The sequence below is a fragment of the Mesorhizobium sp. M8A.F.Ca.ET.057.01.1.1 genome (genome assembly GCF_003952565.1).
Lineage (GTDB): Bacteria > Pseudomonadota > Alphaproteobacteria > Rhizobiales > Rhizobiaceae > Mesorhizobium.
Genome location: NZ_CP034454.1, coordinates 5,162,078 through 5,180,157, shown reverse-complemented (window position 1 = coordinate 5,180,157; position 18,080 = coordinate 5,162,078). Strand labels below are relative to the sequence as shown.

At 59.5% G+C, this 18,080-nt stretch carries 17 protein-coding genes; 12 read left to right on the top strand and 5 right to left on the bottom strand.

Features of this window, described 5'->3' with window-relative positions:
- The first annotated feature begins 33 nt into the window (after positions 1 to 33).
- The 4 genes from EJ077_RS24680 (at position 34) to guaA (ending at position 4,242) form a co-directional block, all read left to right on the top strand.
- Entirely contained in the window at positions 34 to 1,323 is a 1,290-nt protein-coding gene (locus tag EJ077_RS24680) for an RsmB/NOP family class I SAM-dependent RNA methyltransferase (RefSeq protein WP_208697019.1), read from the top strand.
- A 172-nt stretch (positions 1,324 to 1,495) separates the two neighbouring features.
- Positions 1,496 to 1,954, top strand: a complete 459-nt coding sequence (locus EJ077_RS24675; RefSeq protein ID WP_023686843.1) for a PaaI family thioesterase — start codon at positions 1,496 to 1,498, stop codon at positions 1,952 to 1,954.
- 4 nt (positions 1,955 to 1,958) lie between these two features.
- Positions 1,959 to 2,624 carry a 5'-methylthioadenosine/S-adenosylhomocysteine nucleosidase gene (locus EJ077_RS24670; RefSeq protein ID WP_208697018.1) on the top strand — a complete coding sequence of 222 codons (666 nt, stop codon included), beginning with the start codon at positions 1,959 to 1,961 and terminating at the stop codon, positions 2,622 to 2,624.
- 55 nt (positions 2,625 to 2,679) lie between these two features.
- Positions 2,680 to 4,242 (top strand): glutamine-hydrolyzing GMP synthase, encoded by a 1,563-nt coding sequence (gene guaA / locus EJ077_RS24665; protein ID WP_208697017.1) that lies wholly within the window; start codon positions 2,680 to 2,682, stop codon positions 4,240 to 4,242.
- A 528-nt stretch (positions 4,243 to 4,770) separates the two neighbouring features.
- Here guaA and cysN read toward each other — a convergent pair.
- Entirely contained in the window at positions 4,771 to 6,699 is a 1,929-nt protein-coding gene (cysN, locus tag EJ077_RS24660) for a sulfate adenylyltransferase subunit CysN (protein WP_208703120.1), read from the bottom strand.
- 768 nt (positions 6,700 to 7,467) lie between these two features.
- Between cysN and EJ077_RS24655 the strand changes: the two genes are divergently transcribed.
- Together EJ077_RS24655 and EJ077_RS24650 are read left to right on the top strand one after the other, a co-directional pair.
- Complete coding sequence (locus EJ077_RS24655) at positions 7,468 to 7,725, top strand: hypothetical protein (protein ID WP_208697016.1); 258 nt, start codon at positions 7,468 to 7,470, stop codon at positions 7,723 to 7,725.
- Between the two features lie 461 nt (positions 7,726 to 8,186).
- Positions 8,187 to 8,945: a LuxR C-terminal-related transcriptional regulator gene (locus EJ077_RS24650; RefSeq protein WP_208697015.1), complete on the top strand. Its 759-nt coding sequence runs from the start codon at positions 8,187 to 8,189 to the stop codon at positions 8,943 to 8,945.
- Between the two features lie 157 nt (positions 8,946 to 9,102).
- On the opposite strand, the gene EJ077_RS24645 is transcribed toward EJ077_RS24650, so the two are convergent.
- Complete coding sequence (locus tag EJ077_RS24645) at positions 9,103 to 10,161, bottom strand: hypothetical protein (protein ID WP_208697014.1); 1,059 nt, start codon at positions 10,159 to 10,161, stop codon at positions 9,103 to 9,105.
- A gap of 555 nt (positions 10,162 to 10,716) precedes the next feature.
- On the opposite strand from EJ077_RS24645, the gene EJ077_RS24640 reads away from it, so the two are divergent.
- Entirely contained in the window at positions 10,717 to 11,298 is a 582-nt protein-coding gene (locus EJ077_RS24640) for a sugar transferase (RefSeq protein ID WP_245458542.1), read from the top strand.
- A 98-nt stretch (positions 11,299 to 11,396) separates the two neighbouring features.
- Here the strand turns inward: EJ077_RS24640 and EJ077_RS24635 are convergent, their stop codons facing one another.
- A complete protein-coding gene (locus EJ077_RS24635) occupies positions 11,397 to 11,618 on the bottom strand; it encodes a hypothetical protein (protein ID WP_208697011.1) in 222 nt (73 codons plus the stop codon).
- Positions 11,619 to 12,051: 433 nt separating this feature from the next.
- On the opposite strand from EJ077_RS24635, the gene EJ077_RS24630 reads away from it, so the two are divergent.
- The 5 genes from EJ077_RS24630 to EJ077_RS32405 all read left to right on the top strand — a co-directional run bounded on the left by EJ077_RS24630 (position 12,052) and on the right by EJ077_RS32405 (position 16,837).
- On the top strand, positions 12,052 to 13,332 hold the full coding sequence (locus EJ077_RS24630; protein WP_208697009.1) for an O-antigen ligase family protein: 1,281 nt from the start codon (positions 12,052 to 12,054) through the stop codon (positions 13,330 to 13,332).
- A 129-nt stretch (positions 13,333 to 13,461) separates the two neighbouring features.
- Complete coding sequence (locus tag EJ077_RS24625; protein ID WP_208697007.1) at positions 13,462 to 14,211, top strand: hypothetical protein; 750 nt, start codon at positions 13,462 to 13,464, stop codon at positions 14,209 to 14,211.
- Positions 14,212 to 14,219: 8 nt separating this feature from the next.
- Positions 14,220 to 15,224, top strand: a complete 1,005-nt coding sequence (locus tag EJ077_RS24620) for a hypothetical protein (RefSeq protein ID WP_208703119.1) — start codon at positions 14,220 to 14,222, stop codon at positions 15,222 to 15,224.
- A gap of 103 nt (positions 15,225 to 15,327) precedes the next feature.
- Complete coding sequence (locus EJ077_RS24615) at positions 15,328 to 16,374, top strand: PqqD family protein (RefSeq protein ID WP_245458541.1); 1,047 nt, start codon at positions 15,328 to 15,330, stop codon at positions 16,372 to 16,374.
- Positions 16,375 to 16,483: 109 nt separating this feature from the next.
- Positions 16,484 to 16,837, top strand: a complete 354-nt coding sequence (locus EJ077_RS32405) for a nucleotidyltransferase family protein (RefSeq protein WP_245458540.1) — start codon at positions 16,484 to 16,486, stop codon at positions 16,835 to 16,837.
- Positions 16,838 to 16,851: 14 nt separating this feature from the next.
- On the opposite strand, the gene EJ077_RS32400 is transcribed toward EJ077_RS32405, so the two are convergent.
- Complete coding sequence (locus EJ077_RS32400) at positions 16,852 to 17,136, bottom strand: hypothetical protein (RefSeq protein ID WP_245458539.1); 285 nt, start codon at positions 17,134 to 17,136, stop codon at positions 16,852 to 16,854.
- Between the two features lie 490 nt (positions 17,137 to 17,626).
- A complete protein-coding gene (locus tag EJ077_RS24605; RefSeq protein ID WP_208697005.1) occupies positions 17,627 to 17,974 on the bottom strand; it encodes a hypothetical protein in 348 nt (115 codons plus the stop codon).
- Positions 17,975 to 18,080: the final 106 nt, after the last annotated feature.

Genomic DNA, 18,080 nt, shown 5'->3' with positions numbered 1-18,080 from the left:
GGGATTCATGTGCTCGATTTGATGGAATGACGAATGCGACTGGGCGGACGGCTGGCTGCGGCCATCGAAGTGCTGGAGGACATTGGTCGGCGTCACCGGCCGGTGGCCGATGCGCTGAAGGATTGGGGCCTGTCACATCGCTTCGCCGGCGGTGGTGATCGCGCAGCGATCGGCAACATCGTCTACGACGCGCTGCGCCACAAACGCTCCGCCGGCTGGTTGCTGGGCGAAGACACGCCGCGCGCCATCGGCTTCGGGGCGCTGCTGCTCGAATGGAGCCAGACGGGGCAGTCGCTCAACGCTACGCTCGAAGGTGACAAGTTCGCGCCGCCGCTGCTGAGCGCAACGGAACTCCAGGCAATCGCAGACCGCCGGCTTGCCGACGCGCCGCTCGCGGTTCGCGCCGACATACCCGATTGGTGCGAACCGCTATTCGAACGGGCCTTTGGTGGGACGTGGGTCGAGGAGGGCGCCGCGCTGGCCACGCGTCCGCCGCTCGACATCCGGGTCAACACCCTGCAGACCGATCGCGCCAAAGTCTTGGCCGAACTGGAGCAGACGGGTGCCAGCGCCGCACGGATCGCACCCTACGGCATCCGCATCCCGCCGATCGACGGTGATGGCCGACATCCGAACGTGCAGGCCGAGCCGGCCTTCCAGAAAGGCTGGTTCGAGGTCCAGGACGAGGGGTCGCAGATTGCGGCGGCGCTTGCCGGCGCGACGGCTGGCATGCAGGTGCTCGACTTTTGCGCCGGCGCCGGCGGCAAGACGCTGGCGCTGTCGGCTGCGATGGGCAATCACGGTCAGATCTTTGCTCATGATGCCGAAAAGGCGCGGCTGGCGCCGATCTTCGACCGCATCCGCCGCTCGGAAAACCGCAATGTGCAGGTCGCCACCAAGCCGGCCGAGCTTGCCCCGCTCGCCAATCATATGGACATCGTTCTGGTCGACGCGCCCTGCACCGGCAGCGGCACCTGGCGGCGGCGTCCCGACGCCAAATGGCGGCTGACACAGAGACAGCTCGACGCCCGCAAGGGCGAGCAGTCGACGATCCTCGATGCCGCCAGAACCTACGTCAAACCCGGCGGCCTGCTGGTCTACATCACCTGCTCCGTGTTCGACGAGGAAAATGGCGAACAGGTCGCCGCGTTTCGCGAGCGACACGGCGGCTTTGCCCCGGTCGATCATCGCCAGCTTTGGGACAGCCACTTTCCAGGCCATGCCGCCGCGATGCGGATCGGTGCGCTAGGCGGCATTTCGCTCTCGCCGGCGCTGAGTGGCACTGACGGATTTTACTTCTGCGCCATGCGCCGGGCGAACTGACGCCGTTGACAGGGACCGGCAACGCTCCAGTTGCAGGTGCGCGGAATCTCGCCGCCACGGGGGGTTAATACTTGCACGCCTCGATGTCGTTTTGTTGCAGTGCAGCAAAAGCATTTGCCTGCCGCCCATGCCTCTGCGATAAGCTTTCCCGGCAAACGTGAAGGCAATGGCGATGGCAGCGAAGATCGTACCGGCTCCGGACTATGAGGATCGCGTCAGGGCGTCTTTCGCGCGCCAGCAGGCGATGGCGACGATCGGCGCCGAACTGACATTGGTGACACCCGGCATCATCGAGATCGAGATGCCCTATTCGGCGGCGCTGACCCAGCAGCATGGCTTCCTGCATGCGGGGGTCATTTCGACGGCGCTGGACTCGGCCTGCGGCTATGCGGCGTTCTCGCTGATGCCGGAAAATTCCGGCGTGCTGACCATCGAGTTCAAGGTCAATCTTTTGGCGCCAGGCCGGGGCGAACGCTTTCTGTTTCGTGGTTCGGTGACCAAACCCGGCCGCACCATCATCGTTGCCGACGGCCAGGCCTATGCCTTCGCCGCCGACGGCGAGGCCAAGCTGATCGCAACCATGACCGGGACGATGATGACGGTGGTTGGGCGTGACGGGATAGCTGGCTGATCCGATGAGCAACGTCGTGCGAATTGGTGGCAAGGATGTCCTCTTCGTCATGGCGGCGAAGGCCGAATACGGGCCGCATTTGCAGCGGCTGTTCACCCCGCTCATGACGGGTGTCGGCCCGGTCGAAGCCGGCGTACGGCTGGGTGCCGAGCTCTCCTGGTTGAAATCCGAGAAGGCGTTGCCGGACCTTGTCGTATCGCTCGGCTCGGCCGGTAGCCGGACCCTGGAACAGACGGAAATCTACCAGGCGGTCTCGGTCGCCTATCGCGACATCGATGCCTCGCCGCTGGGCTTCGAGAAGGGCGCCACGCCGTTCCTCGACCTGCCGGTGACCGTACCGCTGCCGCTGCGTATTCCCGAAGTCAAGCAGGCGACATTGTCGACCGGCGGCGCCATCATCACCGGCGCGGCCTATGATGCCATCGCCGCCGATATGGTCGACATGGAGACCTTCGCCTGCTTGCGTGCCTGCCAGCTCTTCGACATCCCTCTCATCGGGCTGCGCGGCATTTCCGACGGTGCGGCTGATCTGAGGCACGTCGGCGACTGGACCGAATATCTCCATGTCATTGACGAGAAGCTGGCCGACGCTGTCATGCGCCTTGAACAGGCGATCGGTTCGGGTTTGCTGCGGGCGGCTTCATCCAACGATCAGCCCAGACCAGTCTGAAAGTCAGGCTACGCAACCCATTGCGCAGACTCATTTCTTTCTCTAAACGCTCGCCATGACAACAGCCAATCACCCTGACACCGTCCTGATTGTCGATTTCGGCAGCCAGTTTACCCAGCTCATCGCTCGCCGCATCCGCGAGGCCGGCGTGTTTTCCGAGATCGTGCCGTTCCAGTCGGCCGAGGCGGCCTTCAATCGCATCAATCCGAAAGCGGTGATCCTGTCCGGCGGACCGGCCTCGACATCCGATATCGGCAGCCCGCGCGCGCCCCAGATCGTCTTCGACGCCGGCGTTCCGGTGCTTGGCATCTGCTACGGCCAGATGGCCATGTGCGTGCAGATGGGCGGCGTCGCCGAAAGCTCCAACCATCGCGAATTCGGCCGCGCCTTCGTCGAGATCGAGAAGGACAGCCCGCTGTTCGAGGGGCTGTGGGCCACCGGCCAGCGCCATCAGGTATGGATGAGCCATGGCGACCGCGTCATCGCCCTGCCACCGGGCTTCGAAGTGTTCGGCAAATCGGAAAGCTCGCCCTTCGCCATCTTCGGCAATGTCGAGCGCAGGATGTACGGCATCATGTTCCATCCGGAGGTGGTGCACACGCCGGACGGCGCGAGGCTGCTGAGGAATTTCGTCCACAACATCGCCGGCATCGAAGGCGACTGGACGATGCGCGCCTACCGCGAGCACGCGGTCGAGGCGATCCGCAAGCAGGTCGGCAAAGGCAAGGTCATCTGCGCGCTGTCGGGCGGCGTGGATTCCTCGGTCGCTGCCCTTCTGATCCACGAGGCGATCGGCGACCAGCTCACCTGCATCCTCGTCGACCATGGCCTGATGCGCAAGGACGAGGCCGCCGGTGTGGTGGCGATGTTCCGCCAGCACTACAATCTGCCGCTGATCCTTGTCGACGCCTCGGAAAAATTCATCTCGGCGCTGGAGGGCGAGTCGGATCCGGAAAAGAAGCGCAAGACTATCGGTCGGCTGTTCATCGAGGTGTTCGAGGAAGAGGCGAAAAAGCTCGGCGGTGCCGATTTCCTGGCACAGGGCACGCTCTATCCCGACGTCATCGAGAGCGTCTCCTTCACCGGCGGCCCGTCGGTGACGATCAAGTCGCACCACAATGTCGGCGGTCTGCCCGAGCGCATGAACATGCAACTGGTCGAACCGCTGCGCGAACTGTTCAAGGACGAGGTGAGGGCGCTGGGCAAGGAGCTCGGCCTGCCCGAAAGCTTCATCGGCCGCCATCCGTTTCCAGGCCCCGGTCTTGCCATACGCTGTCCCGGTGGCATCACGCGCGAGAAGCTGGAGATCCTGCGCGAGGCCGACGCCATCTATCTCGACGAGATCCGCAAGGCCGGCCTCTATGACGCGATCTGGCAGGCCTTCGCCGTGTTGTTGCCGGTGCAGACCGTCGGCGTCATGGGCGACGGCCGCACCTACGAATTCGTCTGTGCGCTGCGCGCCGTCACTTCGGTCGACGGCATGACGGCCGATTTCTACCACTACGACATGGTCTTCCTGGGTGCCGCCGCCACCCGCATCATCAACGAAGTGCGCGGCATCAACCGCGTGGTTTATGACGTCACCTCGAAGCCGCCTGGGACGATCGAGTGGGAGTGAGGGGAGCGGTAATGGCGTAGTTTCGGCGGCGATTTTCGCTGCCATGCTACTCTGTGCGCGATACCGGAGCAGTACGGTCAGGGTAATCGCGTGTTGCTGTCATAGTTCAATTTCTTCTGTTCGTTACTTCTGAGCGAGAGACGGGTCAAATCTCGGTGGAATGCCGGGTCAGTTTTCAGTGACAATCAACAGAACGAAGTTGGGAAGGCTGGAAAGCGCAGTCGGCCTGTTGGAGAGTTGCGGCGTGCAAAAGCGTGCAAATCGGCGGGTCTTCGTCGTACGCTGGAAGCGTGACGCAGATAATGTTTCATCGCCCATTAGCGCAGAAATGCGATCTCGACCGCGCAGCCGGCATGGAATACACGCATGACCTCGCGCCCGGCCGCTAGAGCAATTCCGGGAAAAGTGCGTAGCGGTTTTCCGTCCGGAATTGCGTAAAAACAAGAAGTTAGAGCGGGCCAGAGATTCTATCAAACTCTGAACCGCTCTAGCGCCAGCCGCTCGAAGATTTCAAGCATCGACCTGTCGTCAGATGCCGCCGCCATTGTCATATTGGTCTTCGGCAATGTCACGCTCGTCCAGCCAGTGTTCCAGGGTATCTACCATCTCTTCGGCCGACTTGCCGAGCGTCCTCAGATGGATCTCCGGTTTCTCCGGTGCTTCGTAAGGAGAATCGACACCGGTGAAATTCTTGATCTCGCCATTCAGCGCGCGAGCGTAAAGACCCTTCGGGTCACGCCTGGCGCATTCCTCGAAAGGCGTGTCGACAAACACCTCGATGAACTCACCATCGGCCATCAATTCCCTGGCCATGCGCCGCTCGGCGCCGAACGGCGAAATGAAGGAGACGATGACGATCAGCCCGGCATCGGCCATCAGCTTGGCCACTTCGGCGACGCGGCGAATGTTCTCGACGCGATCGGCATCGGTGAATCCGAGGTCGCGGTTGAGACCGTGACGGACATTGTCGCCGTCGAGAATATAGGTATGGCGGCCTGTAGCGAACAGTTTCTTCTCCAGCAGGTTGGCGATGGTCGACTTACCGGAGCCCGAAAGCCCGGTGAACCAGAACACGGCGGGCCGCTGGTACTTCATGTCGGCGCGCACGCGCTTGCCGACATCGAGCGATTGCCAATGGATGTTTTCGGCGCGGCGCAGCGAGTGCACGATCATGCCTGCGCCAACCGTGGCGTTGCTGATGCGATCGATCAGGATAAAGGCGCCAGTGGTACGGTTCTCGCCAAACGGGTCGAAGGCAATCGGCGCCCGCGTCGAAATGTTGCAGATACCGACTTCATTCATCTCAAGCGACTTGGCCGCCTCATGGGCAAAGTCGTTGACGTTGATGCGGTATTTCAAGTCGGTGACGGTGGCGCTGGTCTGATCGGTCTCGGTGCGCAGGATATAGGAGCGGCCCGGCAGCAGCGCATGCTCGTCGAACCAGACGATGTTGGCGGCGAACTGGTCGGCGACCTGCGGCCGCGCGGCCGGCGAAACCAGCATGTTGCCCCTGGAAACCTCGACCTCGTCGTCAAGGACGAGCGTTATGGCCTGGCCGGCCACCGCCTGTTTGAGATCGCCGCCATAGGCGACGATGCGTTTGACATGCGAGGACTTGCCCGATTTGGCGACGACGACCTCGTCGCCTTGCGCAATGGTACCGGACGCGATGGTGCCGGCGAAGCCGCGAAAATCGAGATTGGGGCGATTGACGTACTGAACCGGAAAGCGGAACGGCAGCTCGACCGCGACTTCGTCGACCGAGACGGTTTCGAGATGCTCGATCAGTGTCGGGCCGGAATACCACTTCATGCTATCCGAGCGGCGGCTGACATTGTCGCCATAACGGGCCGACATCGGGATCGGCGCGATGGTCTGGAAACCGAGATCGCGTGAGAACTGCCGGTAATCCTCGACGATGCTGTCGAAAACCGCCTGGTCGAAATCGACGAGATCGATCTTGTTGACCGCCAGCACGATATGGCGAATGCCGAGCAGCGAGGCGATGATCGAATGGCGCCGGGTCTGGCGCAGCATCCCTTGCCGGGCATCGATCAGCACGATCGCCAGATCGGCGGTCGAGGCACCGGTCGCCATGTTGCGGGTATATTGTTCGTGGCCGGGCGTGTCGGCGACGATGAACTTGCGCTTCGGCGTGGCGAAGAAGCGGTAGGCGACGTCGATTGTGATGCCTTGCTCGCGCTCGGCCTCGAGGCCATCAACCAGCAGCGCGAAGTCGACGTCGTCGCCCGTCGTGCCATGCTTTCGCGAATCGCGTTCGAGCGCGGCGAGCTGGTCCTCGAAAATCTGCTTGGTGTCGGACAAAAGCCGACCGATCAACGTCGACTTGCCGTCGTCCACCGAACCGCAGGTCAGGAAGCGCAGCAGCGACTTCTTCTCCTGCGCCGCCAGATAGTCGCGGACGCTTCTCGCTGTGGAAAAGGACAGGTCAGGGATTGGGGTCCGGCGATCCTCATCCACGGCAGTCGGCCGCGATGCAATCCGAAAGGCGAGCCTGTGCCGTGCCGAGCGATCCGATCTGGTTCCTGATGGACATGGCCGTCTCCAACCCTATCACCGCCTCTTCATAACCCTCCTCCTCGCCCTGTCCTCCCACGTTCCGCGCTTCCGGAAGATCAGGCAAGAAGACTGCTGGATCATTATACCGCATTGGGGCACCTCCATGGAATGGTCCAATCGATGGGTCAGGTTCGCCTGACGCTGCAACAGGATCATCATGATCAAAGCCCATCCGCTAGGCCAAATGTGGCCCGTTATGGGTCAGTACGCTTGGCACCGCAATTGCGTTGATAGATGTGTGGGCTGGGGCGAGGGTCCGTCGCTTCGCAAATGGGGCGACGGGCCTTTAGTGAACGGGGGCTTTGATGGAGCGGCCCGGCACCCCTTTGTTGGGATGGGGCTAGGACACCGGGCCTAACCGACGGGCAGTTTGTGAGAAACGGCGCCGGGGGCTGAGGGACTATATGCGCTCATGCTGAATACGCGCAAAGCATACGAACGACGTACGAGAGCGACAATTCGGGGGGGCAGCCGATGGCCGATAGGCCGGTGACGACCGAAGTCGAACCTTGCATTGGTGCTGATTATGACCGAGGACGAGGAGGAGCGGCGGCGACAGCGCCTTCGGTTCGTCACAGCTAACGCTTGTCGTTTCGCTGCTTGCCACTCTGCTTTAGACTGCGGACTCAAAAAGGACGGGATGCTTTGCAGACGGCACGACAGGTCTCGCTGGTGGTCGAGGCAGAACTTGTCAATATGCAGACCATTCTCGACGGTCTCTCAAAATCGGCCCCTCTCGCCACTGGCAATCTAAAAGCGCATGATATTCTTACACGCGAAAATTGGAGCGGCGCCGATCTTGGCGATCTGATCCTTTCCGTCATGGGGCCAAAGCAACCAAAAGATCGAACAAGCCCACTGTACCTGGAGTGCTGCGTGACGGATGTCAAATGTGCCGCTTGAGGTAAGCACGCTAGCGTGGCACCGGCAGGGGAGGTCAGTAAGGCGTTATCAAAGCGCGGTCCCATTTCCTGTGAATTGCTAGTCTCTGCTAATCAGATCAGGATGGTTGCGTACTCGTCTTATTAGTGCGGGAAAATTATCTGCAATTACAGGTTGTCATACCTTTGAATATATTAGTCACCTAAGATATAATTACCAAATTGTTAACCAGGATTAATGCGCCTTTTCCACAGCATCGTAGTATGCCCTTCCAGGTTGGGTTACCTCATAGGGCGGGGAAGCCATACGTCGGTGCGTTGGGACGGCGTATGTCCTACTCCTTGAATCCAATCTTCAGTCAACATCTAATCAGCCTGACAGACGATGAGCGTATCAGTTCACGCCTTTGACATGCTTTGCGAGGGAGCCAAACCAAAGAGGACAAAAGCAAGTCAGCGCGATGGAGAGGAGTAGGTAAAGCGATGGCACACCCCCAAATTTCCGATTTTTGGAACGATGCAACAAGACCGTTACACAATGGACATCTGCCGGACGCGAATGGTCTTGGCAGATCCGATCTCGACGAAGGACGTCCAAGCGAAGGCTTGGTCATGATTGTCGACAAGCGAGCGCTTGAGCGTGAATGCCTTGCGCGCGGCCTTATCGAACACAATCCCACCTTGCGCGTTAGCGCGGTAGGATCGCTTGACGAAATCCAGCACATTGCCGGGGACGAGGAGCCATCCGCTATCCTCGTAATTCTTGGCGCCAGGAAGGTCACGGACCAGAATGTTCGGGCGGAACTTGCGCACTTAATTTCCGAGTTTGGCACCGTACCCGTAATCGTCGTGGTGGATTCCGATGAGCCGGGGGAGGTTCTCGCGGCTCTCGAATGCGGCGCCCGAGGCTATATTCCCACAAGCGTGACGGTGAAGGTCGCAGCCGAGGCCATTGGTCTTGCTCGTGCCGGAGGGATCTTTGTGCCCGCCAGCTGCGTGCTGGCGCTGCGAGAGATCATCCACTCGACCGCAAACGGTGTCCGTCCGCTCTCCGGCATGTTCACCACACGCGAAGCTGCGGTTGTGGAGGCGCTCAGGACAGGCAAAGCAAACAAGATAATAGCCTACGAGCTCAATCTCTGCGAGAGCACCGTCAAAGTCCACATCCGAAATATCATGAAAAAGCTCAAGGCTACGAACCGCACCGAGGTAGCGTACAAGCTTAGACAAATGTTGCTTTGAAGACTGGCTGGATCGGTCTTTGCCTGGCCGGCCCTGGCAATAACTGCCAGGTGCGTTTAGGGCGGGACCACGGGTTCGCCGTTCTGATCTAAGGTCGATGGTCTCGTCCGAGCGGTTTTGCGAAACGGGCTGGCTCGGCGTGTGTCTAGTCACGTTCTTAGTCAACCGTCGCGGAACCTGCTGTTACGAGAAATCCAACGCTGTCCCCTCCTAGCTCCGCGCCTCGATATGCGGCTTCGGCGGCCTTCAGCCCACCCGTCAGTCTGCGGACCATTGGAGACGGTCCGAGTACGTCAAGGGGAAGGCCTAGCTGACCACGGGTGGGTCGCTTCGGTGGCCAGATACTGAGGCCGAAATAGCTGGCGGCTGAGCGATCGACCCCGCCGCTGAACTGCACCAGTAGCGCTTGGTGAGAGTTCCGGGCAATACGGCCCAGGCAGTTGATGTCCATTGGTGGTTTGTCAGTTGGGCTCATCGCGACCACGATCACATCCCATGCATCGTCGGTCAGGAGCATGGGGTGCGAAAAGACACTTACTCTCGCCCCACCCTCGCTTAGCGTACGCTCAAGGGACTGGGCACAGGGCGTGTCACAGACGATGGCGAGCCTCGCGGCACGATGATCGACACCGGCATCGCCGAGCAAGATGCAGCACAACCGCGCGAATTCCGGCAGCAGGTTTATGGCTGGGTGGCTGAGATTGGGAGCCGCAACTTTGATGCCGGCCTCGTCACATGCGTTGAAGTCCACTACGCCCGGACGAAGCTCCCATGGTTCAGCCATTAGCGAAACAATCGCATGCGAGGGTAAGAGTTCGATGAGCGATCTCGAAATCGGGGCGACCTGCGGACAGTTCGTGACGACGTCGACGTCATGCCATTTGCGGCTGTCGATGCGGTTCGTCACTTCAACGCGTTTGGAGACCCTGGCGTGCTTGGCAAATGCCAAGGTCGCATCCGCGATGGCCGCCAGGGTTGGATGTCTGGAAGATATGCGCGTGAGCGCGACGACACGGCTGGCATTGGCGAGCGCCGCGGCTGTTGCAGTCACAGCTTGATATCCTGTCGTGGCACCAACGACCACGGTGAGGCCGGAGAGATCGAGATCAAGCAAGCCTATTTGCTTGCGCACGATAGCAAGCATTTCGGCAAGGTCGATCTCGAGAACATCACGAGCAGACGACGCTCCGACAAAATCATGTGGTAAAGGCATCAAGCTGGGCACTACCTTGCGCGCTCCACTATCAAATAAGCCTGCAATGTCCCTAAGCGGATCAACCGCCCTGCTGGATCTTGTCTAGGCACGATGCACGTGCATTTCCTACGGAAGCCCTTCGCGGCCTCGCGCATTTAGCAAACGTGGTTCCTGTATCGCCACGAGCATGACTGCCTGGATTTGGTTGGCACTCTGATCTCTTGGCGGCTAAGCCAGGTCCAATGCAGGCTCTGGCAATACAGCCGAACCTGCCCGAACTGCTACCGCAGCAAACGGATGCTAGGTGATACGCCGTTTGATCAGAAGGCTTAAAGACACTACGCCGGCGACGCGTGGATCAGGCTTAGGAGTAATGGGCGTCGGGTACGCCGCTACCACCTTTGCTTCTCTTGCGAAGAGTGACAAGCCGCTGTGAAGTTGGGCAGCAACACCAACAGCGTTTCTTGGTAAAATCCCATGACAATCAGCGCATTCGACATAAAGCGCCACAGAGCTGGTATCCACATCGGCCAAAACCTCCGTCCGCTTGGAGGCCGGCCCAAAAGAATGATGGACATGACTGTCGCATTGATCGCGCTTGTCCTTGCCGCCCCGGTCATGCTGGTGGTTGCCCTTTTGATATTGGTGACTGACGGGGGACCGGTGGTGTTCTCCCACACCCGGGTAGGGTTCAATGGCAAGCGCTTCGCCTGCTACAAATTCCGGACCATGATCGCGAACTCGGAGCGGGTCCTCGCCGACTATCTCGCCAGCAATCCCGAAGCCGCCAAGGAGTGGGAGCAGAATTGGAAATTCAAGAAGGATCCGCGCATCACATTCCTGGGGCATATCCTCAGAAAATCGAGCCTCGATGAGCTGCCTCAGCTCATCAACGTGCTGCGCGGCGAGATGAGTTGCGTCGGCCCTCGTCCGGTCGTTCCCGACGAACTGCAACGTTACGGCTCCTGTGCGATCGATTATCTAAAAACCCGACCGGGTCTAACCGGCCTGTGGCAGGTGACCGGCAGAGACACAACGGATTATCCCAGTCGTGTCTCCATCGACAGCCGCTATGTGCGGGAATGGTCCCTGTGGGCCGATGTCGGTATACTCGTCCGGACTGTCTTCGTCGTGATGAAATTCGACCAAGCGTCTTGAATAAAGCGCATCGCAAATTCTTGTCTCATGCACGTCGTGCCTTGGCACAGCGAAATAGGTCCAGCGCCGGCCTCAACGAAATGGGCAGCCGGGACCCGTCATTGCTCACGTGACATGCCACGGCGCCACATGGCGCCAAGAAGGAGGCCGAGCAAGTAGGCGCACTGCAAAACGACAACGAGAAGCAGGATTGAAAGCAGGCGATGCCAATCGAACACACCGCCGATGCCGCCTGAAAGAGCGCCGCCCACGACAGTTACTGCGGTCATGATGATGAGCGCAGCTGCTCGAAAACGAAATCCCAGCAACACGCCGATCACAGCGACCGCGACAGGGCACCAAAGCACGGCGATCTCCTATGGCGTGGAAGACTCAGTCTGCCGTGACCAAGTCTCCCATATCTGCGAATCCGTACCAACACTCAATCCGACTGCACTGCCTGGCCGACGCTCGATCAAGTGGCGGCAAATCGTTGCATCTCAGCCGCTTTGCACAAAAGGCGTAGGGCACCCTGTCCCAATGCCCCCTTTTCGCTCATTTCCTTGTCCACCCGCCGAGCCTACGCTGCTTGGAAATAGGTATGCGGAAATTCACCCGCCGTGCGGCAGCATGCGTGATTTATGATCCGGGACGCTGAGCCTGTGTTTATCAGTGCAGCTATTCAGAACAACAAGGCGCTGGACGATGCGCATCAAGGCGAGGCTGCGTCGGCGCGCAGTTCCCGCATGATGCCTCTAGTGTGACATTTTACCTATGCTTCAGGTATCTGTCCTTTTGCTGATCCTGTCCATCTGGTTCCCTGGCGCCACGCGGATTGCCGGAACGGATGGCTCGCTTTCCTTCTTGCTGGCACTGTTATGCGCTCTGCTAAGTGTCGGTACCTATGCGGAAACAGCAAGACGCCTCCATCGGATTGAATCCGCCCTGACGACTGCGGTGCTGACGATATCTGCTGTCATCATCGTTCTCTCTCTACTGTCGATGCTCTACGCAGACAATCCGATGAGGACGATGCGCGCGGTTTTCTCACAAGTGTTTGGCTTCGCGATCATTCCAGCGGTCGCGGCGATCTCCATGAGACCGAAGGGTCTCGTGGCAATCGACAGGGTTGTGACGACCATAGTCATCATGACTGTCGTAACATCCTGTCTTGTCGCAATCGGGCTGGGCGATGCCAGATTCGCCGATCGGGCTGAAGGCTATTTCAAGCACTCGAACCAACTCGGGATCGCGTTGTCGGCTGGTCTGCCGCTTGTCGCGGCGAAGCTGGTCACATCCCGCCGGCACCGACTTCTCCTGATGGGGTGCCTCGCTGCGGTGCTCCTGGGTTTGGTGAAATCGGGTTCGAAGACCAACTTCGTTCTCGGAGTGGCGGGCCTTGGTCTTTTCTTTGCGCTATACAGTATATATCTGATCAGAAGAAAGCAGAATCCGTTAAAAGTAATCGTGGGAACCATTGCCGCTCCGATATTGTTCGAAGCGAGCCTGCTGACATTGCAGTTCCTAAATCCACGGGCTTACGGCCTGCTGGCCCTTCAACTTTCCGGAGGCGAGGCGCATTCGGTGGTATCGCGGCAGCGACTGTGGTCCATATCGATCGATCTCGGCCTGTCGCACCCGTTCATGGGTGTGGGGGCAGGGCAATGGGTGGAAGATATCGCACCCCACAGCCATAATCTGTTCATTGACTTCTTTAGAACACTGGGAGTGCCCGGCTTGGCGTTGGTGTCGATGCTGGTTCTCGTGGTCATGGCATATCTGGTCAGGGTCGTGTTCTGCACATTGTTCGGCAATGACAGGGGGGGCGACCATGCGGCGGAAGTGAATGTGATGGTGCTTGGAACGTCGGTTTCCCTGTGGAACTACATCATCGCAAATCAGATGAGCGACTCCTTCGGTCCATCAACTGCGCCTTTCTTCTGGCTGCCATTGGCTTTGCTCATCTTCTACCGCGGCATCCAACGATCACTGCAGACCGGCCCTCAGCGCCCGAAATTGTATGTGGGTCCAGTGTCCCAGCTATTTCAATATTGAACTGTTTTTCAATCTTCGGAAAACCAACTTTTACCCCTGATCCCCATGGCTTCGTACACAGTCCGTGACCTGACGGCAGGCTTGCCGCCAAGCGTCGAACCACGCCCACTTCAAACAGACATTCGATTCGTGGAATTTTTTGGTCTCCCTGGGATCGGAAAGACCACCGCCTCCACCCTGTTGGCGAACGACTTGCGGCGGTGCGGCCCGCTGGCAGGCGATGTGCAATTAGCTTGGGGGACAAGAGCGTTCATCGACCGCCAAATCCACAGGATCGGTATTGTTACCCCAAGGCTCAAGGACCGTCAGTTTCGCTCGCTGCTCGCCCGAATTGCACGTTTTGTCATCGAAAGTGGGCAATCATCGGTTGTCGATGTATTCAGGGTTATCTGGAACCTTTCGGTTTTGGTTGCCTATATTCAGACCGAGAGGCAAGGAAAGAACACTATCATCATAATGGACCAGGGGATTTTGCAGGGGTTTCTGTCCGTACTGCTCAAGAGTAATCATCGGAAAACTTCCGAAAAGTGGGTTGACATCCTGCTCGCCATTGGCGTGCATGACATGGTTTTTGTCCATCTGCGCGGCGAGATAGGCCTAGCACGAAGTCGACTTCTGAAAAGGGGCGATAGGTCATCGCGGATACAAAGGGCATCTCCTGACTGTGGCCGTCATCTCTGGTCGGCGGCGGATTGTGCTTGCCGCCAGATTTTGGCCGACCTTGAGGGGAGAATGGAAACGGAAGATCACGTCGGCGTGCTGACGGCGGTCGACGTCGAAAGATTGGCATCGCCCGAAGATGTCGCCGAAAGGGTTCTGGAGGTGGTGCTTCCGGCCTGCCTCGAACGACATCGGCTGAGCGGTTCGGCACGCCAATGAGCACCACAATGGACCGCCGTTCATTCATGGGCGTTGCCGGCTTGTATCCTCTAATCGCTCTGTTGCCGGGCTCGTGCCAAGCGCAAGGCGGACAAACGCCGGGAGGCAAGGAGTTCGTTCTGGCAGGTGACTATGGCTTCGAGCAGCAATCGATTCGGAACCTGCAGCCGGGAGCAACAATCAACGCTCGAAATGCTTCCTTCACAGTCGCCAACAGCAGAAACAGCGATCCCAGCGCGACGATGGGCTGCGACGAGGGGCCGTTGCCGGTCAATCGCTATCCCGTCGTCATCCGCAACTGTCCCGGGGTTCGCTTCGCCGGCGGCCGCTTCGACGGCCAGGTGCCGCTAACATCTGATTGGCGCGACACCTACTGCAACAGCGCGGCTCTGCTTGTCAGGGACGGAACCACAGATGCGACAATAGAGGGGGTGCGTGCCCGTCGCTGCTGGGACGGCATTCGCTTCGCCGAGCACGCCGACGGTTTTCGGCTAAAAGGGTGTTGGCTCAGCGAAATCAGGGATGATGCGGTGGAGAATGACTATCTCCTCAGCGGCATCGTTGAAGATTGCCTGTTTGACGGATGTTTCTCGGGGATCAGCCTGGACCCTGCTTCGCACGAACGGGACGGAACAGAAGAAACCGTGCGGGTCGACAGATCCCTCATCTGCATGCATGCCTTTCTCTCCAAGGGCGAAATCACACATCAGGCGCCGATCAAAGCTGTCGATCAGTCACCCAGGTTGAGGATCACGGAATCGGTTTTTGCATTGGCTGCGGCCAACATGCGTGGATTCCGTCGCCTGGAAAGAACATGGCGGCTGACCATTGAAAGCCGAGACAATGTGCTGCTGTGGCTGCCCGACGAGCCGGTCCCTTCCGCGTTGCCGCCGCCGCCGTCTGGTTTCAGATTGCTGACAGGCGCCGACGCCCGCGGTTATTGGAACAAGGCCCGTTCCCAATGGATCGCGGCGCATCAGGACGTGGCCCGGTTCTCTGACGAAGTGCTGTGAGACGTCGCAGCCCTCGGCAACGATTACTCCAACTGCGAAGGCATTTGGCGCTCACCCATTGAATGCACCCGCTGGCAACAACAAATTTTGGACCCTCACGGCGATGAATCAATACGAGGCGATTGACAGAACTGTCGCATCAGGCCCCGCCGATTGGAATTCCGCGACGTTTGTGATGCTAGGGCGGTTGGTACGCGTCAGGGGACAAAACATCCTGTTCAGCCCATCCCGGCAGGCCATTTTCGCCGTCAACGATACTGCTGCCGACATCTGGCGCTCTCTTGAAGAAGGCATGCCACCGGAAGCCATATCGGTAGAGATGGCGCGCGGTGGTGTTGATAGGCTTGAGGCAAGCAGGCATGTCCAGGCAGCGCTCGCGGATTGGCAGCGGCTTGGCCTGATACGGCCGTGCGCGCCTTTGTCGCCGTCACCAGCTCAAGAGCTCGTGAGCCAGGTGGTCGCAGTCGCGGGCCTCAACATACGCATCGTCTATCCGGCAGCCTGCGCCTTTCCCGCGATTTCCGTATTTCGCCACCTTGAGGTCAAAGGAGATACTGCCGACGTACTGCTCGAGGTGGTTGGGCAGGGAGGGAGAGTCCATCTGCTGCGGGATGGCGAATGGATTTTGTCCTGCTCCCTCGACGAACTAGCCGTCATCCTGAAGGGGCAATTGCTGACCGAGGTTCTGGATTACGGCGCATATGAACTTGCCCTCCACGCGGCTGCGCTTCTCAGAAATGAACGCGTCGTCCTTCTTTGTGGCAATCCGGGCGCGGGCAAGACGACGCTGACCTTGGCATTGGTCCATGCAGGATTTGGCTTTGTCGCCGATGATGTGACGCTGCTGGACTCTAGGGGCATGGCGTTGGCCTTCCGTTTGCCCCGGCGGTCAAGGCGGGAGCATGGCCGTTGCTGGCCAAATACTGCTCCGGCCTTGATGCCGTTCCGATCTGTCGCCGCCCTGACCGCAAGCGTGTACGATTTGCCGTGCCCAAGGCGTTCGTGCCCTTGCCTCCCGCTCCCCTGCCCATTGGCTGTGTGGTCCTGCTCCGTCGAGGTCGTGACTCGAAAGCTAGCCTGGACCCGATCGATCCAGCTCACGCATTGCGCGGCCTTCTCAACGGCGCGCTTGCGCCCGGCGGAGAGCTGAGTGGCACCGCGTTCGAAGCGCTGACCCAACTCATCGAATCGACGGAAACCTATTGCCTGACCTATTCGAGCCTTGATGATGCGGTGCGCCTTATCTCGAAAGCGTGTCGATGATAAGCAGGGGCAACAGGGGCAACGCACTTGAGGCGTTGGTCGCCGGACTTCGCGGCACTCCGACGGACAGGGCTGACTGGCAGGCCGTGATTGCTCTGGCAAATCGCACTCTGCTTACACCCGATTTGTTCTCGTCCCTGGCGCGCGCCGGACAAATCCACCAGCTACCAGAGGACGTGCGCGAGTACCTTCGGTTCGTTCACGACTGCAATCGGGAACGGAATCTGCGGTTGCGTACCCAACTGGGTGAAGCCGTTGCCGCCCTCAACCGCAGCGATATCTCTCCGCTCCTGCTCAAGGGGCCGTTCCCCTGTTCCTTTCGCCGGCCGGCCTGGTCCCCAGCAGGATGACGAGTGACCTCGATCTAGCCGTGAATCCACGCCAAGAGACGGTCGCCAGAGACTGTCTTGAAGAGCTTGGCTACGTCGATGTAGCGGGCGGTCGAGGCATGGCCCGCCAGCAGGACGCCGGAATGCTGGAGCTCCGATCTACCCGAGCGGACTGCTATCAACCCCCCAAGCTCATCCAGCGACACGGCCTTCGGGTGAAAATTCCTCCTGCTCAGTCTCGCGCCATGCACTGGATGGTACACGACCTTCTCAAGGAGGGAGATTATTGGCGCGGAAGGATAGATCTCAGGCACCTTCATGATTTGGCTCGATTGGCGGAAAACGAGGACGTGGACTGGATGTCACTGCATGGTTCCATGTCGGATCGAAGCGCCCGCAATGCGCTCGAAACCCAGCTCCTGGCCATGCACCATTTCTTTGGAACCCGAATCCCGGCAAAATGTGCAAAACGCCCGATCGTCCGTTTCCAGCACTGGAGGCGCGTCTTCACGGCGACCCACCCCATCATTGGCGCCCCTCTGCGCCTGGCCGGTAATTTGATGTGGGGCATATGGCGGTTTTCGCGCGCCTACGGTTTGGCGCGACGTGGACCGTTGGACGTCTTGCGGCGCATCGCTCGTACGCTCTTCGACCCTCGCACGAAAATCTAAGCCTTTTGGAGAACTAGTGCGCTGGATCAGAAGGCATAAGATGAATCCGTGAATTTGAGAAAGTTTGTGGGAGATTTGACATGTCACCGGAAGGCACAAAACGGTCGGAACGGACGCAGGAGACCCTAGTCTCGGAGGCTCAAGCGCGCCGCGACTTTCTCAAGAAGGCGGGGCGTTTTGCGGCAGTTACTCCGCCGGCTGTGACGCTTTTGCTCGGCACCAGCTTGAACTCCAGGGCGATTGCCAAATCGGGTGGATCAAAACCGGGCAATGGCTGGGGGACAAGAACCATATTCACGTCGGCCCTCCCGGCCAGGTAGGCAAGCACTGAAGCCATCATAGTCGCTGACAACAGCGTTTTGAGGACATAGCGATCCGGCCTGTCATTTGAAAGCCCGGACCGCTCGCGGCACGCCAGAGTGCCGCGAGCGGTCCGGGCTTTTCTTTGCCGGCGGCTACCGGCCTCGCGCTTGCATTTGAGCATCATCAGCGCACCAAAAATGAATCCGTTTTTGCTGGCGGAAATTCGGTGCGGAAAACAAGCCGATGCCCATCGAGGGCCCTAGCCGCGCGCGACGCGGACCTTCGAGCAC

Bases quoted from the DNA above. Each gene is read 5' to 3' on its own strand.
- EJ077_RS24640 (WP_245458542.1), top strand. From the start codon at position 10,717: ATGACTGTCGCATTGATCGCGCTTGTCCTTGCCGCCCCGGTCATGCTG.
- EJ077_RS24680 (WP_208697019.1), top strand. From the start codon at position 34: ATGCGACTGGGCGGACGGCTGGCTGCGGCCATCGAAGTGCTGGAGGAC.
- EJ077_RS24605 (WP_208697005.1), bottom strand. From the start codon at position 17,974: ATGATGCTCAAATGCAAGCGCGAGGCCGGTAGCCGCCGGCAAAGAAAA.
- EJ077_RS32400 (WP_245458539.1), bottom strand. From the start codon at position 17,136: ATGAAGGTGCCTGAGATCTATCCTTCCGCGCCAATAATCTCCCTCCTT.
- EJ077_RS24675 (WP_023686843.1), top strand. From the start codon at position 1,496: ATGGCAGCGAAGATCGTACCGGCTCCGGACTATGAGGATCGCGTCAGG.
- EJ077_RS24650 (WP_208697015.1), top strand. From the start codon at position 8,187: ATGGCACACCCCCAAATTTCCGATTTTTGGAACGATGCAACAAGACCG.
- EJ077_RS24670 (WP_208697018.1), top strand. From the start codon at position 1,959: ATGAGCAACGTCGTGCGAATTGGTGGCAAGGATGTCCTCTTCGTCATG.
- EJ077_RS24630 (WP_208697009.1), top strand. From the start codon at position 12,052: ATGCTTCAGGTATCTGTCCTTTTGCTGATCCTGTCCATCTGGTTCCCT.
- EJ077_RS32405 (WP_245458540.1), top strand. From the start codon at position 16,484: ATGATAAGCAGGGGCAACAGGGGCAACGCACTTGAGGCGTTGGTCGCC.
- guaA (WP_208697017.1), top strand. From the start codon at position 2,680: ATGACAACAGCCAATCACCCTGACACCGTCCTGATTGTCGATTTCGGC.
- EJ077_RS24620 (WP_208703119.1), top strand. From the start codon at position 14,220: ATGGACCGCCGTTCATTCATGGGCGTTGCCGGCTTGTATCCTCTAATC.
- EJ077_RS24615 (WP_245458541.1), top strand. From the start codon at position 15,328: ATGAATCAATACGAGGCGATTGACAGAACTGTCGCATCAGGCCCCGCC.